Source organism: Mycobacterium asiaticum (assembly GCF_001673635.1).
Taxonomy (GTDB): Bacteria; Actinomycetota; Actinomycetes; order Mycobacteriales; family Mycobacteriaceae; genus Mycobacterium; species Mycobacterium asiaticum_C.
This window is the reverse complement of the sequence record NZ_LZMH01000014.1, coordinates 13,579-34,823: the sequence shown is the minus strand read 5'-3', so window position 1 is coordinate 34,823 and position 21,245 is coordinate 13,579. Positions and strand designations below refer to the sequence as shown.

20 protein-coding genes, 1 tRNA gene and 2 pseudogenes are annotated in these 21,245 nt (G+C 65.9%); 10 read left to right on the top strand and 13 right to left on the bottom strand.

Annotated features, from left to right (window positions below; translation table 11 throughout):
- Positions 1-639 (top strand): annotated as a pseudogene (locus A5645_RS28050) (PE family protein); the annotation flags it as partial.
- A gap of 26 nt (positions 640-665) precedes the next feature.
- On the opposite strand, the gene A5645_RS04065 reads toward A5645_RS28050, so the two are convergent.
- Together A5645_RS04065 and A5645_RS04060 are read right to left on the bottom strand one after the other, a co-directional pair.
- Positions 666-740: transfer RNA gene (locus A5645_RS04065), tRNA-Thr, on the bottom strand.
- A 26-nt stretch (positions 741-766) separates the two neighbouring features.
- Positions 767-1,489: a hypothetical protein gene (locus A5645_RS04060; protein ID WP_065037910.1), complete on the bottom strand. Its 723-nt coding sequence runs from the start codon at positions 1,487-1,489 to the stop codon at positions 767-769.
- 160 nt (positions 1,490-1,649) lie between these two features.
- Here A5645_RS04060 and A5645_RS04055 point away from each other — a divergent pair, with 160 nt between their 5' ends.
- Both A5645_RS04055 and A5645_RS04050 read left to right on the top strand, forming a co-directional pair.
- Positions 1,650-2,375 carry a response regulator transcription factor gene (locus tag A5645_RS04055; RefSeq protein WP_065037909.1) on the top strand — a complete coding sequence of 242 codons (726 nt, stop codon included), beginning with the start codon at positions 1,650-1,652 and terminating at the stop codon, positions 2,373-2,375.
- An 11-nt stretch (positions 2,376-2,386) separates the two neighbouring features.
- Positions 2,387-3,820, top strand: a complete 1,434-nt coding sequence (locus A5645_RS04050) for a HAMP domain-containing sensor histidine kinase (protein ID WP_065037908.1) — start codon at positions 2,387-2,389, stop codon at positions 3,818-3,820.
- 13 nt (positions 3,821-3,833) lie between these two features.
- On the opposite strand, the gene A5645_RS04045 is transcribed toward A5645_RS04050, so the two are convergent.
- Positions 3,834-4,238 carry an HIT family protein gene (locus tag A5645_RS04045; RefSeq protein WP_065037907.1) on the bottom strand — a complete coding sequence of 135 codons (405 nt, stop codon included), beginning with the start codon at positions 4,236-4,238 and terminating at the stop codon, positions 3,834-3,836.
- 50 nt (positions 4,239-4,288) lie between these two features.
- Here A5645_RS04045 and A5645_RS04040 point away from each other — a divergent pair, with 50 nt between their 5' ends.
- Together A5645_RS04040 and A5645_RS04035 are read left to right on the top strand one after the other, a co-directional pair.
- A complete protein-coding gene (locus tag A5645_RS04040; protein ID WP_065128549.1) occupies positions 4,289-5,212 on the top strand; it encodes a C1 family peptidase in 924 nt (307 codons plus the stop codon).
- 89 nt (positions 5,213-5,301) lie between these two features.
- Complete coding sequence (locus tag A5645_RS04035; RefSeq protein ID WP_065037905.1) at positions 5,302-6,747, top strand: hypothetical protein; 1,446 nt, start codon at positions 5,302-5,304, stop codon at positions 6,745-6,747.
- 75 nt (positions 6,748-6,822) lie between these two features.
- On the opposite strand, the gene A5645_RS04030 is transcribed toward A5645_RS04035, so the two are convergent.
- The 9 genes from A5645_RS04030 to A5645_RS03990 all read right to left on the bottom strand — a co-directional run bounded on the left by A5645_RS04030 (position 6,823) and on the right by A5645_RS03990 (position 15,370).
- On the bottom strand, positions 6,823-7,239 hold the full coding sequence (locus A5645_RS04030) for a ketosteroid isomerase family protein (protein WP_065037904.1): 417 nt from the start codon (positions 7,237-7,239) through the stop codon (positions 6,823-6,825).
- Between the two features lie 16 nt (positions 7,240-7,255).
- Entirely contained in the window at positions 7,256-9,265 is a 2,010-nt protein-coding gene (locus A5645_RS04025) for an oxidoreductase (RefSeq protein ID WP_065128548.1), read from the bottom strand.
- A gap of 26 nt (positions 9,266-9,291) precedes the next feature.
- Positions 9,292-10,419 carry an NDMA-dependent alcohol dehydrogenase gene (locus A5645_RS04020; protein WP_065037902.1) on the bottom strand — a complete coding sequence of 376 codons (1,128 nt, stop codon included), beginning with the start codon at positions 10,417-10,419 and terminating at the stop codon, positions 9,292-9,294.
- A gap of 157 nt (positions 10,420-10,576) precedes the next feature.
- Positions 10,577-11,122, bottom strand: a complete 546-nt coding sequence (locus A5645_RS04015; RefSeq protein ID WP_065128547.1) for a nuclear transport factor 2-like protein — start codon at positions 11,120-11,122, stop codon at positions 10,577-10,579.
- A 5-nt stretch (positions 11,123-11,127) separates the two neighbouring features.
- Entirely contained in the window at positions 11,128-11,337 is a 210-nt protein-coding gene (locus tag A5645_RS04010; RefSeq protein ID WP_081282349.1) for a ferredoxin, read from the bottom strand.
- 10 nt (positions 11,338-11,347) lie between these two features.
- A complete protein-coding gene (locus A5645_RS04005; RefSeq protein WP_065128546.1) occupies positions 11,348-12,703 on the bottom strand; it encodes a cytochrome P450 in 1,356 nt (451 codons plus the stop codon).
- Complete coding sequence (locus A5645_RS04000; RefSeq protein WP_065037898.1) at positions 12,700-13,524, bottom strand: SDR family oxidoreductase; 825 nt, start codon at positions 13,522-13,524, stop codon at positions 12,700-12,702. The genes A5645_RS04005 and A5645_RS04000 overlap by 4 nt, the downstream gene beginning before the upstream one ends.
- Entirely contained in the window at positions 13,524-14,741 is a 1,218-nt protein-coding gene (locus tag A5645_RS03995) for a cytochrome P450 (protein WP_065128545.1), read from the bottom strand. Before A5645_RS03995 ends, A5645_RS04000 begins: the two co-directional genes overlap by 1 nt.
- Positions 14,738-15,370: a TetR/AcrR family transcriptional regulator gene (locus tag A5645_RS03990; protein ID WP_065037896.1), complete on the bottom strand. Its 633-nt coding sequence runs from the start codon at positions 15,368-15,370 to the stop codon at positions 14,738-14,740. The genes A5645_RS03995 and A5645_RS03990 overlap by 4 nt, the downstream gene beginning before the upstream one ends.
- A gap of 183 nt (positions 15,371-15,553) precedes the next feature.
- On the opposite strand from A5645_RS03990, the gene A5645_RS03985 reads away from it, so the two are divergent.
- From A5645_RS03985 to A5645_RS03965, 5 genes and pseudogenes are all read left to right on the top strand, one after another.
- On the top strand, positions 15,554-17,023 hold the full coding sequence (locus A5645_RS03985; RefSeq protein ID WP_065128552.1) for an aldehyde dehydrogenase: 1,470 nt from the start codon (positions 15,554-15,556) through the stop codon (positions 17,021-17,023).
- A gap of 13 nt (positions 17,024-17,036) precedes the next feature.
- Positions 17,037-17,789, top strand: coding sequence for an SDR family oxidoreductase (locus A5645_RS03980; RefSeq protein WP_065037895.1), 753 nt, complete (start codon positions 17,037-17,039; stop codon positions 17,787-17,789).
- Between the two features lie 90 nt (positions 17,790-17,879).
- Positions 17,880-18,746 (top strand): annotated as a pseudogene (locus A5645_RS03975) (NAD(P)-dependent oxidoreductase); the annotation flags it as partial.
- Entirely contained in the window at positions 18,746-19,183 is a 438-nt protein-coding gene (locus A5645_RS03970) for a carboxymuconolactone decarboxylase family protein (protein WP_065128543.1), read from the top strand. The pseudogene A5645_RS03975 and the gene A5645_RS03970, both read left to right, overlap by 1 nt.
- A gap of 81 nt (positions 19,184-19,264) precedes the next feature.
- A complete protein-coding gene (locus tag A5645_RS03965) occupies positions 19,265-20,083 on the top strand; it encodes a class I SAM-dependent methyltransferase (RefSeq protein ID WP_172830457.1) in 819 nt (272 codons plus the stop codon).
- 73 nt (positions 20,084-20,156) lie between these two features.
- On the opposite strand, the gene A5645_RS03960 is transcribed toward A5645_RS03965, so the two are convergent.
- The gene (locus A5645_RS03960) at positions 20,157-21,242 is read right to left on the bottom strand and encodes an aldo/keto reductase (protein ID WP_065128541.1); all 1,086 of its coding nucleotides are present in this window, start codon (positions 21,240-21,242) and stop codon (positions 20,157-20,159) included.
- Positions 21,243-21,245 lie beyond the last annotated feature (3 nt).

Sequence of the window (21,245 nt, the reverse complement as noted above, 5' to 3'; positions counted from 1 at the left end):
AACGGCGGCGCGGGTGGCGATGGCGGCACAGAACTCGCCGGCGACGGCGGGGCCGGCGGGATGGGTGGGCTGATAGGCTCGGGCGGAGCCGGCGGTGCGGGCGGGCTCAGCATTCTGGCCGGCGGTAAGGGCGGTGCCGGCGGAGCCGGCGGCGCCAGCCTGTTGTTCGGTGACGGCGGTGCCGGCGGTGCCGGCGGTGTCGGCACCAACGCTGGGGGAGCCAGTGGCGGTGCCGGCGGGGTCGGGGGTAACGCCGGCATCCTGTGGGGCTCGGGCGGCGTCGGCGGGATCGGCGGTATGGGCACCGGCCTCGGGTCTATCGGCGGGGCCGGCGGGGCCGGCGGCAATGCGGGCATGTTCTCCGGCGATGGCGGAGGGGGCGGCATCGGCGGGTTCGGCGCCGCTACCGGCGGGGCCGGTGGTGCAGGTGGCAAGGCCGGGCTGTTCGGCGACGGTGGTGCCGGCGGCTCCGGCGGGGAGGGCTTTGGCACCGGCGGTACTGGCGGGGCCGGCGGTGACGCCGTGCTTATCGGCGACGGCGGCAACGCGGGTAAGGGCGGACCTGGCGGTGTTACCCCGGGCGCCAGTGGCACCCCCGGCGCCAGCGGGTTGCTGTTCGGTTTGGACGGACTCACTTAAGCGTCACCCGACGCAATACATGCAGGTGGAGCCCCCTGTCAGGATTGAACTGACGACCGCTCGCTTACAAGGCGAGTGCTCTACCACTGAGCTAAGGAGGCCGGAAAACCGGTGCAAGCCTATCGGGTCACTGGTCGCTGTCGACGATCCGCTGCGACCGGACCGACCGTGACGTCGAGCGCGGCCGCCGCCCGGGCAGCGGGATCCGATCGGCGATATTGCTCAGTGGGTTGACCACCATGGTCAGCGAGATCACCGCCTCCTGCAGCGTCGCGATGGCGGGCTCGAGCGCCTCCATGCCGGGCGCCAGGCGCGCCAGGGTGTCGGCCACGTCGGCCAGTTGCTCGAGCGGACCGTTCTTGGCGGTCAACTTGTCGACCAGGCCGCCCTCGGCGAGCAACTTGTCGGCCAGACCGTCCTCGGCCAGCACCCGCTCGATCAGACCATCGTTGGCCAGCAACTGATCGGCCAGCCCGCCCGGCTGCAGGGCTCGTTGCAGCCCCCCGCCCTCGGCGGTCAGGCGGTCGATCAGTCCGCCCTCGGAGGTCAACAGGTCCACCACCCCGCCTGGGCGCAGCATCCGGTCCATCGGACCGTTGGGCGCCACCGCGCGTCCCAGCGGCATGTCGTCGTCGAGGAGCCGGGCCAACCGGTTGGCCCGGGCGAGGGCGTCGTCGATGCCCAACATGTTCGCCATGGCGTTGGATCCACGCGGACCGCTGGTGTCGCCGAGCGCCTGCTTGGCCAGACCCACTGCGGCGCCGGCGAGATTCAGGCTTGCCTCCGCGGCAGCAAGCCCGGTGCGCGCCGGCGCGGTCGCAAGCTCAACGATGGCTTTGCCGAGGTTCATTCTGTGAGTCTATTCACGTCTGGCCCGGAAAACCCCCTGCGGGTCCAAGCGAATTCGTTGACTCCTGGCAGACTGCTAGCAGTCGACTTGCAACGACCTCTCAGGAAGTTTTCAATGATTGCAGAGCTAACACACAAGTTCGGGTGGAGGTAAAGGCCTCATGACACTGAGCAATACGGCCGAGACGACCAAACCCGAGGCGCGCATCCTCGTCGTCGACGACGAAGCCAATATCGTCGAACTGCTCTCAGTAAGCCTGAAATTCCAGGGATTCGAGGTTCTCACCGCCGCCAACGGTGCCCAGGCCTTGGACCGTGCCCGGGAATCCCGGCCCGACGCGGTGATCCTCGACGTGATGATGCCAGGAATGGACGGTTTCGGGGTGCTGCGGCGCATGCGTGCCGACGGTATCGACGCCCCCGCCCTATTTCTGACCGCCCGAGATTCGTTGCAGGACAAGATCGCTGGGCTAACCCTGGGTGGTGACGACTACGTGACCAAGCCGTTCAGCCTCGAAGAGGTCGTCGCCCGGCTAAGGGTGATCTTGCGGCGGGCCGGCAAGGGCAGCAGCAACGAACCGCGCAATTCGCGGTTGTCCTTCGCCGACATCGAACTCGACGAGGAAACCCACGAGGTGTGGAAAGCCGGTCAACCGGTTTCGTTGTCGCCCACCGAATTCACCCTGCTGCGTTACTTCGTGATCAACGCCGGCACGGTCCTGAGCAAGCCCAAGATCCTCGACCACGTCTGGCGGTACGACTTCGGCGGTGACGTCAACGTCGTCGAGTCCTACGTGTCGTATCTGCGCCGCAAGATCGACACGGGAGAGAAGCGGTTGTTGCATACGCTGCGTGGCGTGGGCTACGTGTTGCGCGAACCGCGCTAAGCCGACGCGAGATGGCCAACCGGTATCGACGCGGCGTGCCGCTGCGGGTAGGCCTGGTCGCGGCCACCCTGGTGCTGGTGCTGGTTGGGCTGCTGGTTTCTGGCCTGGCCGTCACCTCGATCCTGCGGCACAGCCTGGTCAGCCGGATCGACTCGACGCTGATGGACGCCACCCGCACCTGGGCGCAGGCTCCGTGGCGGCACACGGTGTCCAACGGGGAAGGGCCGGGGCCGGGCCGGCCGCCCTCGAAGTTCTATGTGCGGGCGGTCGACCCCGACGGCCACACCATGACGGCCATCAACGACCGCAATGCCGAGCCGGCCCTGCCGCCCGACAATGACGTAGGGCCCGACCCGACGACGCTGCCTTCGGTGAGCGGCTCGTCGATCGAGTGGCGCGCGGTCACCGTGCGCGGGCCGCGGGGTGGGCTGACCACGGTGGCGATCGACCTGTCCGACGTCGACCACACGATGCGGTCATTGATGCTGCTGCAGGCGGGGATCGGGGCCGGGGTGCTGGTGGTGGTCGGTATCGCCGGCTTCGTCGTGGTGCATCGCAGCCTGCAACCGTTGTCCGAAGTCGAACAGACGGCCGCGGCGATCGCCTCCGGGCAGTTGGATCGACGTGTCACCGAACGCGATCCCCGCACCGAGGTTGGCCGACTCTCGTTGGCGCTCAACGGAATGCTGGCCCAGATCCAGAAGGCGCTGGCCGCCTCCGAATCGTCGGCGGCAACGGCGCGCAGCTCGGAGGAGCGGATGCGGCGCTTCATCACCGATGCCAGCCACGAATTGCGTACGCCATTGACCACCATCCGCGGTTTCGCGGAGTTGTACCGGCAGGGCGCCGCGCGGGACGTTTCCATGCTGCTTTCCCGCATCGAGAGCGAGGCCAGCCGGATGGGCCTGCTGGTCGACGACCTGCTGCTGCTGGCCCGCCTGGACGTACAACGGCCGCTGGAACACCATCAAGTGGACCTGCTGGCGCTGGCCAGCGACGCCGTGCATGACGGTCGGGCGATGGACCCCGACCGCACCATCATCATGGAAGTCTTCGACGGCCCCGGCACCCCGGAGGTGTTCGGTGACGAGCCGCGACTACGGCAGGTATTGGGCAACCTGATCGCCAATGGCATCCAGCACACCCCGACCAGCGCCGACATCACGGTGCGGGTGGGCACCGCGGGGGAGGACGCGATCCTTGAGGTTGCCGACAAGGGCCCCGGGATGACTCAGGAGGATGCCGAGCGCATCTTCGAACGCTTTTATCGCACCGACGCGTCCCGGGCACGGGCCAGCGGCGGTACCGGGCTGGGGCTGTCGATCGTCGACTCGCTGGTGAAAGCACATGGTGGCCGGGTGACGGTGACCACCGCACCCGGTGAAGGGTGCTGCTTCCGGGTCGCGCTACCGCGCGTCAGCGACGTGCCCGCGCAGGTGGGCTAATCGCCGCTGGCACTCACCGCAACTGTTCCAGCGCCGCCTTGATCCTGGCCTGAGCGTCGTCCAGCGACTCCGCCGACGGGTTGCGGTCCACGTTGGCGAAGCCGAAGTCGGCGAGACTGCGGGTGGGGAAGACGTGGACGTGCAGGTGCGGCACCTCCAGTCCAGCGATGATCAGCCCGGCGCGCTCGGCCTGGAATGCCTTGCAGACCGCCTTGCCGATCAGCTGGCTCACCGCCATCACCCGGTTGAACGCCCCGGGCTCCACGCCCTGCCACTGATCGATCTCCTCGCGGGGCACCACCAGGGTGTGGCCCTGCGTCATCGGTTCGATGGTCAGGAACGCGACGACGTCGTCGTCCTCGTAGACGAATCGGCCCGGAAGCTCACGGTTGATGATCTTGGTGAAGATCGACGCCATGGCTCAAGCATAGGTTCGCCCGGACGGCCCCAGCGAATAAGGTCGTCGGCATGAATGCGCGGATCGGCAGGCGTTCGATCCTTGCGCTCGCCGCCGCCGGCGCGCTCACCGCGGCCCTGCCCGCCTGCGGCACCGCCGACGAGGAGCCGTATCAGCTCACCTCGTATGGCTACGATCCGGATGTACCCGAGCCCGGTGTTCCCGAACCACCCCGGCCGCTGCGCGAGGTGCCGGCCGCCGCCTCGGTCAAAACGGACTGGTTGCCCCCGGTGGGTCGGCAGACCATGCCGAACTGCTTCGTGTGGGCCACCGTTTACGGTCTGGCCACGTTCTACGCCGCGCGGCACAGCAATATCCCGCCCATCACCGCAGACCGGCAGGCCGCTCCCGACTACGCCTACATCAGGTATCAGCAGTCGATTCAACTCAGCGAGCCCACCTGCCGCGGCGGCCAGATCGTCAAGTGCCTCAACTGGCTTCGCGACAACGGCGGAACCCCGTCGCTGGCCGCGGCCCCGAATCGTGGACGTCAGCGGTCCCAAAGCTCGTGTGAGGCCAACTGGTCGGATTACGGTGCTCGGACGATCGGCCCGAACCCGGCCTTCCGGATCCCGGAGTGGAAGCTGATGAAGATCACCGGCCCAAATGGCTTGGCCAACTTGCGAACCGTCATCGCACACGGCATGCCCATCGCCTTCGGCACCTACCTGTACACCGACTTCCCGCACTACCGGGGCGCGCCGTCGGCCTACGTCGGTAACGGCAACTGGATGCGTGATAAGGAGGGTAAGAAGGCCGGCCACGTCATGCTCATCACCGCCTACGACGATGCCTACGCCCCACATACCGGTGCGGTGCGGGTGCAGAACAGTTTCGGTAAGCGTTGGGGCAGAGACGGATTCGTTTGGATCGCTTACGAGACTCTAGTGGCCATGGCACAGGGCAGCGGCGTGTACGTCCCGGATTCCATATGACGGGGACACCGAATCGTTAACGGACTGTTGCCATGTCGTTCTCAATGGCCGCCACACTCCGATGTGACCCCAATTCACTGGAGGGCGACTTGGCGCGATGTCCGAAGGCACTGCTGGCGATTCCGCTGGCACTGCTGACCGCGTGCGCTGTATCGTTCCTGCCTGCCGTCACACCCGCGCGCGCCGCCGACGCCTTCGGGCCGCTGGGGCCGCCCAATCCTTTCATGGCCCCCAACGGCCTCGCGTCGATGCACAACGACGCGGGGTCGGCCGATGCCGGCCCGCTGCCCGGCCCGGGTGCCCGCCTGGTCCCAGTCCTGGCATTTCCGTTGCTGGCCGCATGCCCGACGATCACCCAAGGCACTGACGGGCTGGTGCTGGCGTTGTGCACCACGATCGCCGCGCAAGCCCCGGTGCTGCACCTGATCGATCCCGGCGGCATTGTCCCGCAGATCATTCCGCTGGCCAGCATGGACATCGCCAAGGGCGGTCTGTTGGGCGGGGTCTATGCCTACCTGGACAACAACAATCAAATGGTGCTGATCGACGGCACCAACCACCTGCTGCGCATCGCTCATGCCCGCGACGAGCGGGGCCGCTGGCACCTCTTCATAACCGAGTCCACCGACCTTTCCGGCGTGATACCGCCCGGCGACAGCTCGGTGGGCGTCGTCCCCGACTACCTCGGCAACGTCTGGTTCGCCACCGGAAACGGCGTGGTGGGAGTGGCCAAGGCCGGCGGTGGTGTCGCGAGCCTCCAGCTGCCCGCCGGACAGCAAGTGGCGAACAGCATTTCGGCGTCACCGCAGAACCGCGTCGCGGTCGCCACTACGTTCGCTCTCTACGAGATCAACCTGAACGGCATGGGCAATCCGCAAGTACTGTGGAGTCAGAATTACGATCGCGGACCCGCCCGCAAGCCTGGTCAGCTCAGCTGGGGAACCGGCTCCACACCAACATATTTCGGCCCGACGGGCGCGGAATATGTGACGATCGTGGACAACGCCGAGCCACAGGTGCACGCGATGGTCTATCAATCCGGAACGGGCGCTTTGCTTTGTCAGCAGACGGTGCTGACGCTCGGCGGCCCCGGCAGTGAGAATTCGCCGATCGGCGTGGGTAATTCGATGTTCATCGCCAGCACCTACGGCTATCCCTATCCGGCTGTCCCGCCCGGTGCCGGCCCGGCGGTGCCGCCAACGGCGCCCTTTGTGGGCGGCATGACCCGGGTGGACATGAACAACCCCGGTCCCGGCTGTCACACGGTGTGGGAGAGCAAGGTTCGCAGCGCGGCCCTGCCGCACCTGTCCACCGGCGACGGCCTGATCTACACCATCACCCGGATCGGATTCGACCAGACGACACCGGCGGACCTGTTCGCCTACAGCGTCGTCGACCCCAACAACGGCCAACTGCTGCATCAGCAACCCAAATCGGCGACCATCCTCAGCGACCCGATTCAGACGTCGTCGATGGTGTTGATGGGCAACAAGATCATGCAGGGCAACATCACCGGCATCGGCCGCATCGGCTAGTTTCTCCGGCCGAGCAGACGCTAAAGCCCCCGCACGCGCGGCGTGTCGGGGGATTTAGCGTCTGCTCGCGCGGGGCTACTCCTGCCCGAACTTCATCATCTCCATATTCCAGTACCCGCGCATGTTGGCGATCAGGCCCTCATCGTTCACACGGTAGGTGAACACCCCGCGGACGCTGCTGGTGAAGCCACCCTCAAACTTGCTGTCCAGCACCAGGATATGAGCGATCTCGTTCGGCGAACTGGACGGGAAGGTCTCCTCGCAAGTGATGGTCAGGTTGTTGGCCGCAATGTTGGTGTCGTAGAAGGTGGCGACACCCTCCTTGCCCTTCACGCCCGTGCCATCGGGGTTGGTGACCGACTTGCCGATCGGGTCCTCGACCACCACGTCATCGGCCATCAACGCCAGCCAACCCTCGCGATCGTGCGCCTGCACGCACCGCCACGACGATTGCGAGGCCGTCAATGCCGGGGACTCGACGGTTTGTGTCATTGCGTTGTCTCCTTTTCTAAATGGCACACGCGGCGCGGGCGCCCTCTTCGGTGGCTTTGCGGATCAGGCCCAAACCAGTGCAGTCGCCGGCGGCGTGCACCTCGACGCCCGGCATGGCCGCAACCAGATCATCGAACAGTGCGGTGTCGGGCTCGACCGTGCCGGCCAGCACGACGCTGTCCGCGGCCAGCTGGCGGACCGTCCCGCCGGCGGGAGTGAACACCACCGCGCTTCGCGTGATCCGCTCGACGGCGGCGCGAACGTGCACCGTCACACCAAGGCGGTCCAGCCGGTCCATGTGCTCGGTCTTTCGCTTGTTACCGATCTCGGGTGCGATGTCTTTGCCCGACTCCACAATCGCGACCAGCCGGCCGCGCCGGGCCAAAAACTCGGCGAGTTCGAGCGCCACCAGGTCACCACCGATGATCGCGACTCGCCGACCCACCGGCAACCACACCCGGGTCGCCGCCCGCACCGCGGCTGGGCGCATCAACCGCTGACGCCGACCGCCCACCAACCGTCCGCCCAGCTCCCGCAGGCCCGGCCCGGTGAGCACGTGCGGCAGGTCAGCCCCCGGGACATCCGGCACCGCGACGCGACCCCCGGTGGCCACCACCACCGCGTCAGGGGCCGCGGCAACCACGTCTTGGGCCGAGACATTTTGTCCCAGCTGCACTTCCACCGAGCCGAGCTTGATTTCATCGCACAGATAGCGCAGGAACGGCTGGTTCTCCGGATGCAGAACGCTGGCCCAGCGCAACGCGCCGCCCAGCTGGCCGGCACCCTCGAACAGGGTCACCCGGTGCCCACGTTCCGCGGCCACCCGGGCGGCCTCCAACCCCGCCGGCCCGCCGCCGATCACCACCACCCGCTTGGCGGGAACCGCCCGCGGTGCCGCAAGTTCGCGCTCCTTGCCGGTGCGCGGATTGACGGCACAGTCGACCGAAAACCGTTGTTCCATTGCGTCGATGCAGTTTTCGCACGAGATGCACTTACGCACCCGATGTGCCTGCCCGGCCCGGAGTTTGCGCGGCAGCTCGGGGTCGGCGAGCAGCGGACGGCCCATCGCGATGAAGTCGGCGCGGCCATCGGCCAGGATCTGCTCGGCGCGGACGGGATCGTGGATACGCCCGACGGCGATCACCGGCACGTCGACCACCTGCTTGACCGCCGCTGCGGCGCCGACGTTCACCGCGTCCCCGTCGTCGGCGCCGTTGACCATCCCGGTGACGAGGCGATCGATGACGCCGCCGCTGACGTGGAACGCGTCCACCCCGGCGGCCACGAGTTCGGTTGCCGCTGCAGCGGTTTCGTAGATCGGCCGCCCGCCGGCGACCCGTTCGTACCCGGATATGCGCAGCGTGATCGGCAGCGCGTCGCCGATCTCGGACCGGATCGCGGCCAGCGCTTCCAGCACGATCCGCAATCGCCCGCGCGCCGAGTGTCCACTGTACTCATCGGTGCGCCGATTGCGCTGTGGGGCAAGGAAAGAGCCCAGCAGCATGTAGCCGTGCGCGGCATGCAGCTCGAGACCGTCGTAGCCCGCCTCGACGGCGCGCCGTGCCGCAGCCTTGAACAAGTCCAGCACCTCGACCAGCTGATCCGCGGTGATCTCCGCCGACGGACGGCCGGTGAGATACGACGGAATCACCGACGGGCCAAGCGAGGTGACGCCGAACATTTCCGGACCCAGCCCGTCGGGTCCGGCGTGCACGATCTGCGGCTGGATCTTCGCCCCGTGTTCGTGCACCACGTCCACCAGCGCGCGGTGCGCGTCGACGGCCGCGTCCGTGGCCAGGTGCAGGCCGCCGGGCGTCTCAGGGTGGCGATGGTCAACCCCGGTGGCGCCCAATGTGATCAGGCCGACACCGCCGTGGGCGCGGGCGGCGAAGTAGTCACGGGTGCGCTGGGAGGGCAGCCCGTCTTCGGTGCCGTACATCGTCTCCATCGGAGACATGACCACCCGGTTGCGCACCGGCATGGCGCCGATGCGTCCCGGCGCCAACAGGTGCGGAAACCCGGCCACCCGCGACCCGGCTTGTCCCCGCGGGTCTACCGGTCTGCGTCTGTGTAGCGGATGACGCCGCGAATGTTCTTGCCGTCCAGCATGTCCTGGTAGCCCTCGTTGATCTGCTCCAGGCGGTACTGGGTGGTGACCATGTCGTCCAGGTTCAGCTTGCCGGCCTTGTACATCGCCAGCAGCTGCGGGATGTCGTACTGCGGGTTGCCGCCGCCGAAGATGGTGCCCTGCAGGTTCTTCTGCATCAGCGTGAGCATCGCCAGGTTCAGCGTCACATTGGTGTCCAGCAGGCTGCCGATGGCCGTCGCCACGCAGGTGCCGCCCTTGGCGGTGATGTTCAGGTAGTTGTCGATGTCGGCGCCGTGCAGCTCACCGACGGTCACGATCACCTTGTGAGCCATCAGGCCGTAGGTCACCTCGGCGATGCCCATCAGCGCGGCGTTGATGTCAGGGAAGACGTGCGTGGCGCCGAACTTCAGCGCCTGATCGCGCTTCCACTCCACCGGGTCGATGGCAAAGATGTAGCGGGCACCGGCCGCGGCCGCCCCCTGCAGGGCCGCCATGCCGACGCCACCGACACCGACGATGGCCACGTCCTGGCCCGGGCGGATGTCGGCGGTGCGCACGGCCGAGCCGTAGCCCGTGGTGACGCCGCAGCCGACCAGCGCGGCCACCTCGAACGGAACGGACGGGTCGATCTTCACCACCGAGCTGCGGTGCACGACCATGTACGGCGAGAACGTGCCGAGCAGCGTCATCGGGAAGACGTTCTGGCCGCGGGCCTGGATGCGGAAGGAGCCGTCACTCACCGCCGCACCGCCAAGCAGTCCGGCGCCCAGGTCGCAGAGGTTGCGCATGCCTGCCTGACAGGTCGGACACTGGCCACAGGACGGGATGAACGACAGCACGACGTGGTCGCCGGGGGCGATGTCGTCGACGCCGGGGCCGACCTCGGTGACGATTCCGGCACCCTCGTGCCCGCCGAGCACCGGGAAGCCGGCCATCGGGATGCCGCCGGTCACCAGGTGGTGGTCGGAGTGGCACATCCCGGCCGCTTCCATCTGGATCTTGACCTCGTCCTTGACGGGGTCGCCGATCTCAATCTCTTCGATGGACCACGGCTGGTTGAATTCCCAGATCAGTGCGCCTTTTGTCTTCACGATGGACCTGACCCCATTTCGCCTTTGAATTGGAAGTGCCTGACTTGGTGCCGGGCAGCGGTGGTGATGAGTGCCACAGGCACCCTTGTTGCGTCAGCATAGCGCGTGCAACGTATCAAACGCTTGGTTGGGTGCCGGGTCCAGGCTTGGGACCGGCTCACCAGATCGGTACCGGGGCCTGGCCCAAAGGGTAGTAACCAGGCAATTTCTCCCCAGCGAGGCTCCGTTCGATCCGTTTCTGCATGCCCGCAGACAGCTTCCCGGCCTTCATCAGCTTCAGGTAGAGCGCCTGCACGTGGCCGAAGTCGAAGAAGTCGCGCTGCCACTCGATGAGCTTGTCGGCGTTGAGCCGGAACCAGCTGCCACCGATGCCGTAGATCTCTTCCTGCCCGCTCTCGCCGTCGAGCGCGACCTGCTTCCAGAAGCCGACGATCTCGCCCTGACGGTCGTCGACGAGGACCTTCTGGTACGGGTACTGCCAATTCTCCAGCCCCTCCATCTCCAGGCCCAGCGCGATGTCGCGGATCTCGTCGATACCCACGCACATCACGTCTTCCTTGGGCCCGATGTTCCAGCCGTAGGTGGCGTCGGGGGCGTAGAAGTCGGCCAGCGGTTTCCAGTCACCGGCCTGCTCGCAGTCCTTGTTGGCCTGCAGCCAGGACTGTACCCATTCGTCGAGTTCCGCACGTTCGAAAGACGCCATTGTCCTCAGTCTTCCTTCTCTTTGATGAATAGTGCTTGGGTGGGGCACATTTCGACCGCGCGTTCAACCTCGTCGCGGGCGTCTTCGGGGGGTTCGGGGTCGACGATCTCGACCTTGCCGCGCTTGGGCACCCGGAAGTAATCCGGTGCTTCCAGTTCACACATGGCGTGGCCCTGGCACAGATCCAGATCGACTTCGATGCGAAAGCCCATCAGCTGCCCTCCTTCAGGCGCCGCGCTTGCGGTACCGCACCTTGGCCGGCCTGGCCAGCTGGACCACCATCTTCGAGTGGTCGTTGCGGTAGCTGTCGGCGGGCTGGGCCATCTCGAACTCGTACTCGCGCAACAACACCGAGAAGATCGCCTTGATCTGCATGGTCGCGAAGGCGGCGCCGACGCAACGGTGCCGGCCCGCACCGAACGGAATCCAGGTCCACCGGTTGGCGATGTCGGCCTGCTCGGGCTTGTTGTAGCGGTCCGGGTTGAATGCGTCCGGGTCGGGAAAGTCCTCGGGAATCCGGTTGGAGATGGCCGGGGACGCGGCGACGTAATCGCCGGGGTGAATGGGAAAGCCTTCCACCTCGAACTCGCCCTGGGCGACCCGCATCAGGATGATCAGCGGGGGGTGCAGGCGCAGCGCCTCCTTGACCACGTTGTCCAGCTTCGGAATCTGGCGCAGCGCATGGAAACTTACCTCCTGGCCGTCGGCGTAGAGCTCCTCGAGCTCGGCGAGCACCTCCGCGTAGACCTCCGGATGGCGGATCAGCTCGATCAATGTCCACGCCGAGGTGCCAGAACTGGTGTGGTGCCCGGCGAACATCAGCGAGATGAACATGCCGGTGACCTCGTCGGCCGAGAACCGCGGATTGCCCTCCTCGTCCTTGATCGACACCAGCACGTCGAGCATGTCGCGGTCGCGTTTGTCCTTGGGCGGGTTGGCAACCCGCTGGTGCATGATCTCCTGAACCAGCGCCACCAGGTCCTTGCGAGCCTGATCGCGCCGCTGGAAGCTCTCGATCGGCAGGTAGGGGTCGACGTAGCACAGCGGGTCGGTGCCGCGCTCCAGCTCGTGGTAGTAGTGCGCGAACCGGGAATCCAGCTGATTGCGGAACTTCAGCCCGATCAGGCACGCCGTGGAGGTGTAGATGGTCAATTCGGCGAAAAAGTCCAGCAGGTCGATTTCGCCATCGTCGCCCCAGTCGGCGACCATCCGCTTCACTTCGCCCTCGATGGTCGCGGCGTGGCCCTTCATCTGCTCACCGCGCAACGCCGAGTTGTGCAGCATCTCCTTGCGCCGCTCGGGGCTGGCATCGAACACCACGCCTTTGCCGAAAATCGGTGCCATGAACGGATAAGCCGCCGCCTGGTCCAGCTCCTCGTCGGCGGAACGGAAGAAGAACTCGTTCGCGCCGGCGCCGGAGAGCAGGATCACGTGCTTGTCGGCGAGCTGGAACCACCCGACGTCACCACACTCGTCGCGGACCCGCTTCATCAGCCCGATCGGGTCGGTGCGGAACTCTTCGAGATGGCCGTGTTCCTCTTCGCCGCCGGAAACCCGGGGCACTACTGCTGTTGACGTCATGACGGCATCCCCTCTTCGCCCAGTGCTAACTTCTGGCGATCCTTCTTGTCGGCCAACGGCGCTTCGGGCTGAAGCTCCATGTTCGCGATGAAGCCACCCCGCGGCGTCTCGGCGACGAACGTGATCGCACGGGCCAGGTCCGCCGCGCGCAGGAAGTAGTCGTGCCTGGCCTGGCCCCACTTGGCCCAGTCCTCCAGTGCGGGACCGATCTTCTCAGCGGGCAGGCTCCAGCCCATCGATGTTTTCGTCGGACCGGGGTGCACGATCGATGCGCGGACGCCGGTGCCCTCGAGTTCCATCTGGAAGTTGGTGACCATCGCGACGAGTGCGGCCTTGGCTGCGCCGTAGGCACCCATGTGCGGGCGCTGGCGCAGCGCCACATCCGAACCCACGAAGATGAGGTCACCGCGCTGGCGATCGAGCATGCCCGGCAGCACGGCGGTGGCCAGCCGGTTGGCCCCGACCAGGTGAATCTGCAGCTGCGACTCGAACTCGTCGGTGGAGATCTCGGCGAGTTTGCCGAAGTACGTGTCGCCCGCGCCGGCCACCAGCACCTCGATCTCCCCGAGCGCCTCGACCGATTGAGCCACAAAGGATTTCACCGAGTTCGGGTCGGTGACGTCCAGGTGGAAGCCGACCGCTTCGCCGCCGTCGGCGTTGATCTTTCCGACAATGTCATTGAGCTTCTCAATCCGACGCGCACCGAGCGCGACCGGAAACCCGTGCGCCGCAAGCTTGATGGCAGTGGCCTCGCCGATGCCTGACGATGCGCCGGCCACGATGGCGGGGCGGCGCTCTGGCAGGGGGTCAAACCGGGGCATTACCTGGCCTCCACGTGGATCGGTAGGTGGGCGAACCCGCGGACATTGCTCGAGTGGACGCGGACGGCGCTGGCCTCGTCCACTTCGTATCCACGGATTCGCTTGAACAGTTCGGTGAGCGCCACGCGGGCTTCCATCCGGGCCAGGTGGGCGCCCAGGCAGAAGTGTGCACCGCTGCCGAAACTGAGTAATTTGGAGCCGATCTCGCGACCGATCACATAGTCGTCGGGGCTGTCGAACACCCGCTCATCGCGGTGCGCGGATCCCGGCAGCAGCAACAGCACGTCGCCCTCGGGAATGACGGTGTCGTAGAGCTCCAGCGAACCTGAAACGGTACGGGCCAGGATCTGGCTGGACGTGTCGTAACGCAGGGTCTCCTCGACCCACAGCGGAATCCGGGACAGATCGTCGTACAGCGGAGCCAGCTGCTCGGGATTGCGGTGACCCCAAAAAGCGGCGTTGGCAAGCAGTTTGGTGGTCGTCTCATTGCCGGCAATGACCATCAGGAACATGAAGCCCAGTACTTCTTCATCGGTGAGGCGGTCACCGTCGATCTCGGCTTCCAGCAACGCCGACGTCAGGTCATCGGTCAGCTTTTTGCGACGCTCCTCGATCATTGCCTGGTAGTAGACGATCAGGTTGATCGACGCCTCGATCGCCGAGGCGGGTACGTCGTTGACCCCGTCCTCGCGGTGCATCACGCCGTCGGCCATCGCCCGAATGCGGTCGCGGTCGGCAACGGGCACGCCCATCAGCTCGGAGATCACGTCCATCGGCAGCTTGCCGGCGAATTCGGCGACGTAGTCGACCGTTCCGTCGCCGGCGCGCTCCAGCATCACGTCCAGATGCTGCACCGCGAGCTCGGTCACGCGGGGTTCGAGTTCACGAATCCGGCGGGGCGTGAAGCCGTTTGACACCAACGTCCGCAGCCGTAGATGCGCCGGGTCGTCCATCGCCAGGAACGACATCGTCTTTGCCGCGTGCGGGCCGCGCGACACCGGGTCCAGGGAAACCCCGTCGCGGTTGGACAGCGTGGTGCTGTTGCGGAATCCCTGGTGCACATCGCTATGGCGGGACACCGCCCAAAACCCCAGCGCCTCATTGCGGTACAACGGCGCCTCGTCACGCAGCCGCCGGTAATAGGGATACGGATCCTCGTGAAAGTCGTAACTGTAGGGATCCAGGACCAGTTCGGAATCTCCGACATGGACGGTCATTGGGCACCCTGGGCTTTCTGCTCGGCGCCGGCCAAGATCAGGCTCGCCACATCGGCCAACCGGTCGGCTATCTCGTGATAGGTCAACTCGCCGCTACCGGCTTGCACGAGCGCCCCGAAGAACGCCATCTGCAGCGCCGCGGCGCAGCCGGGCTGCGCGCCCGGTCCGATGGCCGAGGCGATGCGGCGGTGGATTTCGGCGCCGATGCGATCGCGCACCGCGCGCACCGAAGGATCCGGTCCGCCGCCGAGCAGCGCCGCCGTGCAGGCCGCGCCGACCTCGGGTTCGTCGGCTACCACCAGCGCCAGGTGACGCAGCGCCTGATGCACCCGATCGGGCATCGGCTCGTTGACGTCGGTGAAGTACGGCACCTGCCGGACCAGATCGAGGTAGACCTCGGCGATCAGATGGTTCTTCGAGGAGAAGTAGGTGTATGCGGTGGCCGGGGCCACCTTCGCGCGGGCGGCCACCATCCGCACGGTCAAGTCGCTGTACGAGTGCTCCCGCAGTGTCTCCATCCCGGCGGCCAGCACCTTGCGGAAGGTCTCTTCCTGGCGTCGGTTGCGCGGCGGTTGCCCGGTCGGTGACCCGGGCTCGGGATTGGCGGTAACCAGTGCATCGCTGGACACATGTCCAAGCTAGAGTATCGCCGCGATAAGAGGCAAGTCCTGCTGCTGAATTGGCACGTCAAATGGTATTTGTTGCCGCTGGTGACGGTGGCTGGGCACGTCGCCTCTTGCACCGCGCAGGCCCAGAAGGCTATGGTTCCAGCGGGTGATATCGGACAACTGTCCACTCGATTGGAGCTGAATATGGCGTTGTTGGCCGACGGCGTTAGCGCGCTGTTCATCGACGGCAAGCTGACCGAGGGCAGCGCGGGCACCTTCCCGACGATCAACCCGGCGACCGAAGAGGTGCTGGGGGTCGCCGCCGACGCCGACGCCGGGGACATGAGCCGTGCGATCGAAGCCGCGCGACGCGCCTTCGACGACACCGACTGGTCCCGCAACACCGAGCTGCGGGTCCGCTGCGTGCGCCAGCTGCGCGACGCCATGCAGCAGCACATCGAAGAGCTGCGCGAAATCACCATCGCCGAGGTCGGCGCGCCGCGGATGCTGACCGCCATGGCCCAGCTCGAGGGTCCGGTCAACGACCTCTCGTTCGCCGCGGACACCGCCGAGTCGTACGAATGGAACCAGGATCTCGGCCAGGCGGCGCCGATGGGCATCCCCACCAAGCGGACCATCGCGCGCGAAGCCGTCGGGGTCGTCGGCGCCATCACTCCGTGGAACTTCCCGCACCAGATCAATCTGGCCAAACTCGGTCCGGCCTTGGCCGCGGGCAACACCGTAGTGCTCAAACCCGCGCCCGACACGCCTTGGTGCGCAGCGGTGCTGGGGGAACTCATTGCTGAACACACCGACGTCCCGCCGGGCGTGGTCAACATCGTGACATCCAGCGACCACAGCGTCGGCGCGCTACTGGCCAAAGATCCACGGGTGGGCATGGTTTCGTTCACCGGATCCACGGCCACCGGGCGCAGCGTGATGAGCGACGGCGCGGCCACCATCAAGAAGGTCTTCTTGGAATTGGGTGGCAAGTCCGCGTTCGTGGTGCTCGACGACGCCGAGCTGGGTGGCGCCGTGGGGGTGGCAGCGTTCTCGGTGTGCATGCATGCCGGGCAGGGATGTGCCATCACCACCCGCCTGGTGGTGCCGCGGGACCGCTACGACGAAGCCGTCGCCATCGCGGCGGCCACCATGTCAGGCATCAAGGCGGGCGACCCGAACAACCCCAAAACGATTTGCGGTCCGTTGATTTCGGCCCGGCAGCGCGATCGCGTCCAGGGTTACCTCGATTCGGCGATCACTGAGGGCGGCACCTTCGCGTGCGGCGGGGGCCGCCCGGAGGGCAGGGACGTCGGCTTCTTCATCGAGCCGACGGTGATCGCGGGCCTGGGCAACGACGCCAAGGTAGCCCGCGAGGAGATCTTCGGACCGGTGCTGACGGTCATCGCGCACGACGGCGACGACGACGCGGTACGCATCACCAACGACTCGCCGTACGGCTTGTCCGGAACTGTATACGGGGCCGACCCGGACCGGGCCGCAGCGGTCGCCTCCCGCATCCGGGCCGGCACCATCAACGTCAACGGCGGTGTCTGGTACTCGGCCGATGCGCCGTTCGGCGGATACAAGCAGTCCGGCAACGGCCGCGAAATGGGCCTAGCCGGTTTCGAGGAGTACCTCGAAACGAAACTCATTGCGACAGCGGCTAACTGAAGGAGCGCGCAACGTGGCACGATTCGAAAACAAGGTGGCGATCGTCACCGGGTCCGGTGGCGGCATCGGTCAGGCGTACGTCGAGGCACTGGCGCGCGAGGGTGCGGCGGTGGTGGTCGCCGACATCAACGCCGAGGCGGCCGAAGGGGTGGCCAAGCAGATCGTCGCCGACGGCGGCACCGCCATCAGTGTCCCCGTTGACGTTTCAGACCCCGCCTCCGCCAAGGACATGGCCGACCGGACGCTGGCGGAGTTCGGCGGCATCGACTACCTGGTCAACAACGCCGCCATCTTCGGCGGCATGAAGATCGACTTTCTGCTGACGGTGGACCCCGAGTACTACAAGCGGTTCATGAGCGTCAATCTCGATGGGGCGTTGTGGTGCACCCGCGCGGTCTACAAGAAGATGGCCAAGCGCGGCGGCGGCGCGATCGTCAACCAGTCCTCGACCGCGGCCTATCTGTATGCCAACTACTACGGCTTGGCCAAGGTCGGCATCAACGGCCTGACGCAACAACTTTCGCGCGAGCTGGGTGGCCAGAACATCAGGGTGAACGCCATCGCGCCCGGCCCGATCGACACCGAGGCCAACCGCACCACGACGCCTAAAGAGATCGTCGACGACATCGTCAAGGGACTTCCGTTGTCGCGCTTGGGTACTCCGCAAGACGTGGTTGGCATGTGCCTGTTCCTGCTCAGCGACGAGGCGTCCTGGATCACCGGACAGATCTTCAACGTCGACGGCGGACAGATATTCCGGCCATGACCCCCCCCGCCGGCGATGATGCAGAGCGAAGCGATGAGGAGGAGCGGCGCATGAGCCCCCGCCGGCGACGATGCGGAGCGAAGCGATGAGGAGGAGCGGCGCATGGATAACGTGAAGCTTGGGTACATCGGTCTCGGCAATATCGGTGCCCCGATGGCCAAGAAGATGGCGGATTGGCCCGGCGGCTTGATCGTCTATGACGTGCGCCCCGAAGCCATGGCGCCGTTTGCCGACCGGGGCGCCACGCTGGCCGAGGGTCTCGCCGACATAGCTACCACCGACATCATCAGCATCACAGTGCTCAACGACGAGCAGGTCCGCACCGTAGTCAATGAATTGGCTCTGCACGCCAAGCCGGGGACCATCGTCGCGATTCACTCGACGATCAGCGACACGACCGCCGAAGAGCTCGCACGGGAACTGCGGTCCCAGGACATCCATGTCATCGATGCACCGATCAGCGGTGGCGGGCGTGCCGCCCGCTTCGGTCAGCTGGCCACCATGGTGGGCGCCAGCGATGAAGTGTTCGCTCGCGTCAAGGAACCGTTCTCACACTGGGCGGAATTGGTTGTGCACGCCGGGCCTCCCGGCGCGGGAACCAGGATGAAGGTGGCCCGCAATATGCTCACCTTCACAACTTATGCGGCGGTCGGTGAGGCCTGGAAGTTGGCGGAAGCAGCCGGACTGAACCTGCAGGACCTTGGCAACGTGGTGCGGCACACCGACAAGCTGACTGGCGGCGCCGGGTCAATCATGTACCGCGACGACACCAAAGACCTTGAGCCGGGCCACTTTCTGTATGACGGATTCATGCACACCCGTGCCCTCGGCGAGAAAGATCTGAGCTTGGCGCTGGCGTTGGCCGAGTCTGAACAGGTGGACCTGCCCCTGGCTAAGCTGGCCCTCGAGCGGCTTGCGCCGGGCCTCGGGGTACCGCACACACCGAAGGAGGCGTGATGGACGAACTGCGCCGCAAGGGCCTTGAGAAGATGAACGAGGTCTACGGCTGGGAGATGCCCAACATCGAGGGTGATCCGTACTTCGACCTCACCGTCGACCATTTGTTCGGCGATGTCTGGACCCGCCCGGGGCTGTCCATGCGCGACAAACGCATCATGACGCTGACGGCTGTGACCGCCGTCGGCAGTCGCGACCTGGCTGAGATCCAAATCAACGCAGCACTTCTCAATGAAGAGCTCACCGAGACCGAACTCAAAGAGATGGCCCTGTTCCTCACCCACTATCTTGGCTTCCCGCTGGGCTCGGCATTCAACGGTGCGGTCGACACCGTCGTACGCCGACGCAAGAAGGCTGCGGCCAAGGGCGGTGACGAGGACAAGAAGGGCAATGTCGACAGCGCCGTAAAAATGCATATGGGCGACAAGCGCACCTAGGTTCGACGCTGACACCGGCGAAACGGGGAGATAACGTAGTACGCAGTCTGACTTGCATGGGCGGTGTACTGGGAGGCTGTGGTGCCGCAAACCGACACGGGCGGCGGAGACTACTTTTGGAGCGACCACGAAGCGGAAGCCGAGCTTACGCGGTTGAAGCTGATCGAGCAGTTCAACGATCCGTCTACCTTTCGTCAGCTCGACGCGATCGGTGTAGGTGAAGGCTGGCGATGTCTTGAAGTGGGTGCCGGCGCCGGGTCGGTGGTGCGCTGGCTTTCCCGCCGAGTAAGACGTTCCGGAAACGTCGTCGCCGTAGACCTCGATGTGCGGTTTCTCGGTGACATCACCGCAGAGAACGTCGAAATACGTCGTTGTGACATCACCCAGGATCCTATTGAGCCGGCAGCGTATGACCTCGTTCACGCTCGATCGGTTCTCGCGCATCTGCCCGATCCACTAGCAGTGCTGCAACGGCTGAAGATCGCGTTACGCCCCGGGGGCTGGTTGATGGTCGAAGACGTCGACAACGGGACAGTTGAGGCAACTGACCCGGCTCATCCCTGTGCTGCGGGGTTTGACCTCTGCGCTCAGGCGCGTATCAAGTTCCTCTTGGCCGGGGGTGTGATGGATCTGCGCTACGGCCGCACCTTGCCGAGCCATTTGGACGAGTTACGGCTAACCGATGTGGGAAACGAGGGGGTGGCTGTTGTCGGGCGCGGTCGTAGTCCTATGTCGCAGCTGATGATCCAGTCTTTTCGGCCAATGGACGAGGCGATGGTCGCCAATGGTGTGGTCGGACAGTCTGTCGTATCAGACGCGCAGCGCGCGTTCGAGGATCCCTCGTTCCTCTACCGCGGCGGTTTGATAGTCGCCGTGTGGGGTCGCAAGCCGTTGGAGTAACCCTGGCGAGCAGACGTGAAAGCCCCCGATTTCGCTAGAAATCAGGGGCTTTCACGTCTGCTCGCGAGTGAAATCAGTAGGGGCGCACGCCCGCCGGCATCACATACTCCGAGATCGGCCCGGGCACGCCGTTCACCGTGGTGCCGCCGTTGATGATGCCCGGAGCCATCTCCAGCATGTTGCTGGGGAACCCGAACGTCGGTGTGGTCAGCTCGTTGAGCCGGGCCACTTCGTCGGAGTCCAAGCTCACGTCGGCGGCGCGCAGGTTGTCGTCGAGCTGGGAGAGCCTGCGGACCCCGATGATGATGGACGAGACGGCGTGCTGGGCCTGCACCCACGCGAGCGCGACTGCCGCGACGTTTGTCTCGTGCGCCTTGGCAATGAGCTCGAGCTCGTCGATCAGCGCATAGGTCTGCTCGTTGAGGAAGGCGTCGACCATCGCACCGCGACCGGATTGTTGCTGCCCGGCGTTGTCCCGGGTGTACTTGCCGCTGAGCACGCCGCTCTTCAGCGGCGACCAGGGCGTGATGCCCAGGCCGAATTCACTCGCCATCGGCACCAGTTCCTGCTCGACAGTGCGCTCCAGCAACGAATACTCGATCTGCAGTCCGACGAAGGCCGACCAGCCGCGGAAACGCGCAATCATGTTGGCTTCGACGATCTTCCACGCGGGGGTGTCGGACACGCCGAGGTAGCGCACCTTGCCCGCACGCACCAGGTCGTCGAGGGCGGCCATCGTCTCCTCGATCGGAGTGTTCCGGTCCCAGAGGTGCAGCCAGTACAGGTCGATGTAGTCGGTTTGCAGACGGCGCAGCGAGTTTTCGCAGGCATTGATCAGCGCCTTGCGGCCCGAGCCACCGCCGTTGGGATCACCCGGGTACAGGTTCCCGCTGAACTTGGTCGCGATCACCGTGCGGTCGCGCCGCTCTGGGTGGCGGCCGATATGGTCGCCGATGATCTTCTCGGAATGGCTGCGTGTGTAGAAGTTGGCGGTGTCGATGAAGTTGCCGCCGAGCTCGAGGTACCGGTCGATGATCTGTTGAGATTCTTCGACGCTGGTGCCCCAGCCGAGATCCTCGCCGAATGTCATCGCGCCCAGGCACAGGGGGCTGACGCGTAAGCCGGAACGTCCGAGTGTCACATAGTGATCCAGAGGCATGAT

Excerpts from the sequence above, each read along its gene's own strand:
- A5645_RS04060 (WP_065037910.1), bottom strand. The coding sequence starts at position 1,489 with ATGAACCTCGGCAAAGCCATCGTTGAGCTTGCGACCGCGCCGGCGCGC.
- A5645_RS03995 (WP_065128545.1), bottom strand. The coding sequence starts at position 14,741 with ATGACCGTCCATGTCGGAGATTCCGAACTGGTCCTGGATCCCTACAGT.
- A5645_RS04050 (WP_065037908.1), top strand. The coding sequence starts at position 2,387 with ATGGCCAACCGGTATCGACGCGGCGTGCCGCTGCGGGTAGGCCTGGTC.
- A5645_RS03985 (WP_065128552.1), top strand. The coding sequence starts at position 15,554 with ATGGCGTTGTTGGCCGACGGCGTTAGCGCGCTGTTCATCGACGGCAAG.
- A5645_RS04045 (WP_065037907.1), bottom strand. The coding sequence starts at position 4,238 with ATGGCGTCGATCTTCACCAAGATCATCAACCGTGAGCTTCCGGGCCGA.
- A5645_RS03960 (WP_065128541.1), bottom strand. The coding sequence starts at position 21,242 with ATGCCTCTGGATCACTATGTGACACTCGGACGTTCCGGCTTACGCGTC.
- A5645_RS04030 (WP_065037904.1), bottom strand. The coding sequence starts at position 7,239 with ATGACACAAACCGTCGAGTCCCCGGCATTGACGGCCTCGCAATCGTCG.
- A5645_RS04005 (WP_065128546.1), bottom strand. The coding sequence starts at position 12,703 with ATGACGTCAACAGCAGTAGTGCCCCGGGTTTCCGGCGGCGAAGAGGAA.
- A5645_RS04015 (WP_065128547.1), bottom strand. The coding sequence starts at position 11,122 with ATGGCGTCTTTCGAACGTGCGGAACTCGACGAATGGGTACAGTCCTGG.
- A5645_RS03970 (WP_065128543.1), top strand. The coding sequence starts at position 18,746 with ATGGACGAACTGCGCCGCAAGGGCCTTGAGAAGATGAACGAGGTCTAC.
- A5645_RS04055 (WP_065037909.1), top strand. The coding sequence starts at position 1,650 with ATGACACTGAGCAATACGGCCGAGACGACCAAACCCGAGGCGCGCATC.
- A5645_RS04000 (WP_065037898.1), bottom strand. The coding sequence starts at position 13,524 with ATGCCCCGGTTTGACCCCCTGCCAGAGCGCCGCCCCGCCATCGTGGCC.
- A5645_RS04040 (WP_065128549.1), top strand. The coding sequence starts at position 4,289 with ATGAATGCGCGGATCGGCAGGCGTTCGATCCTTGCGCTCGCCGCCGCC.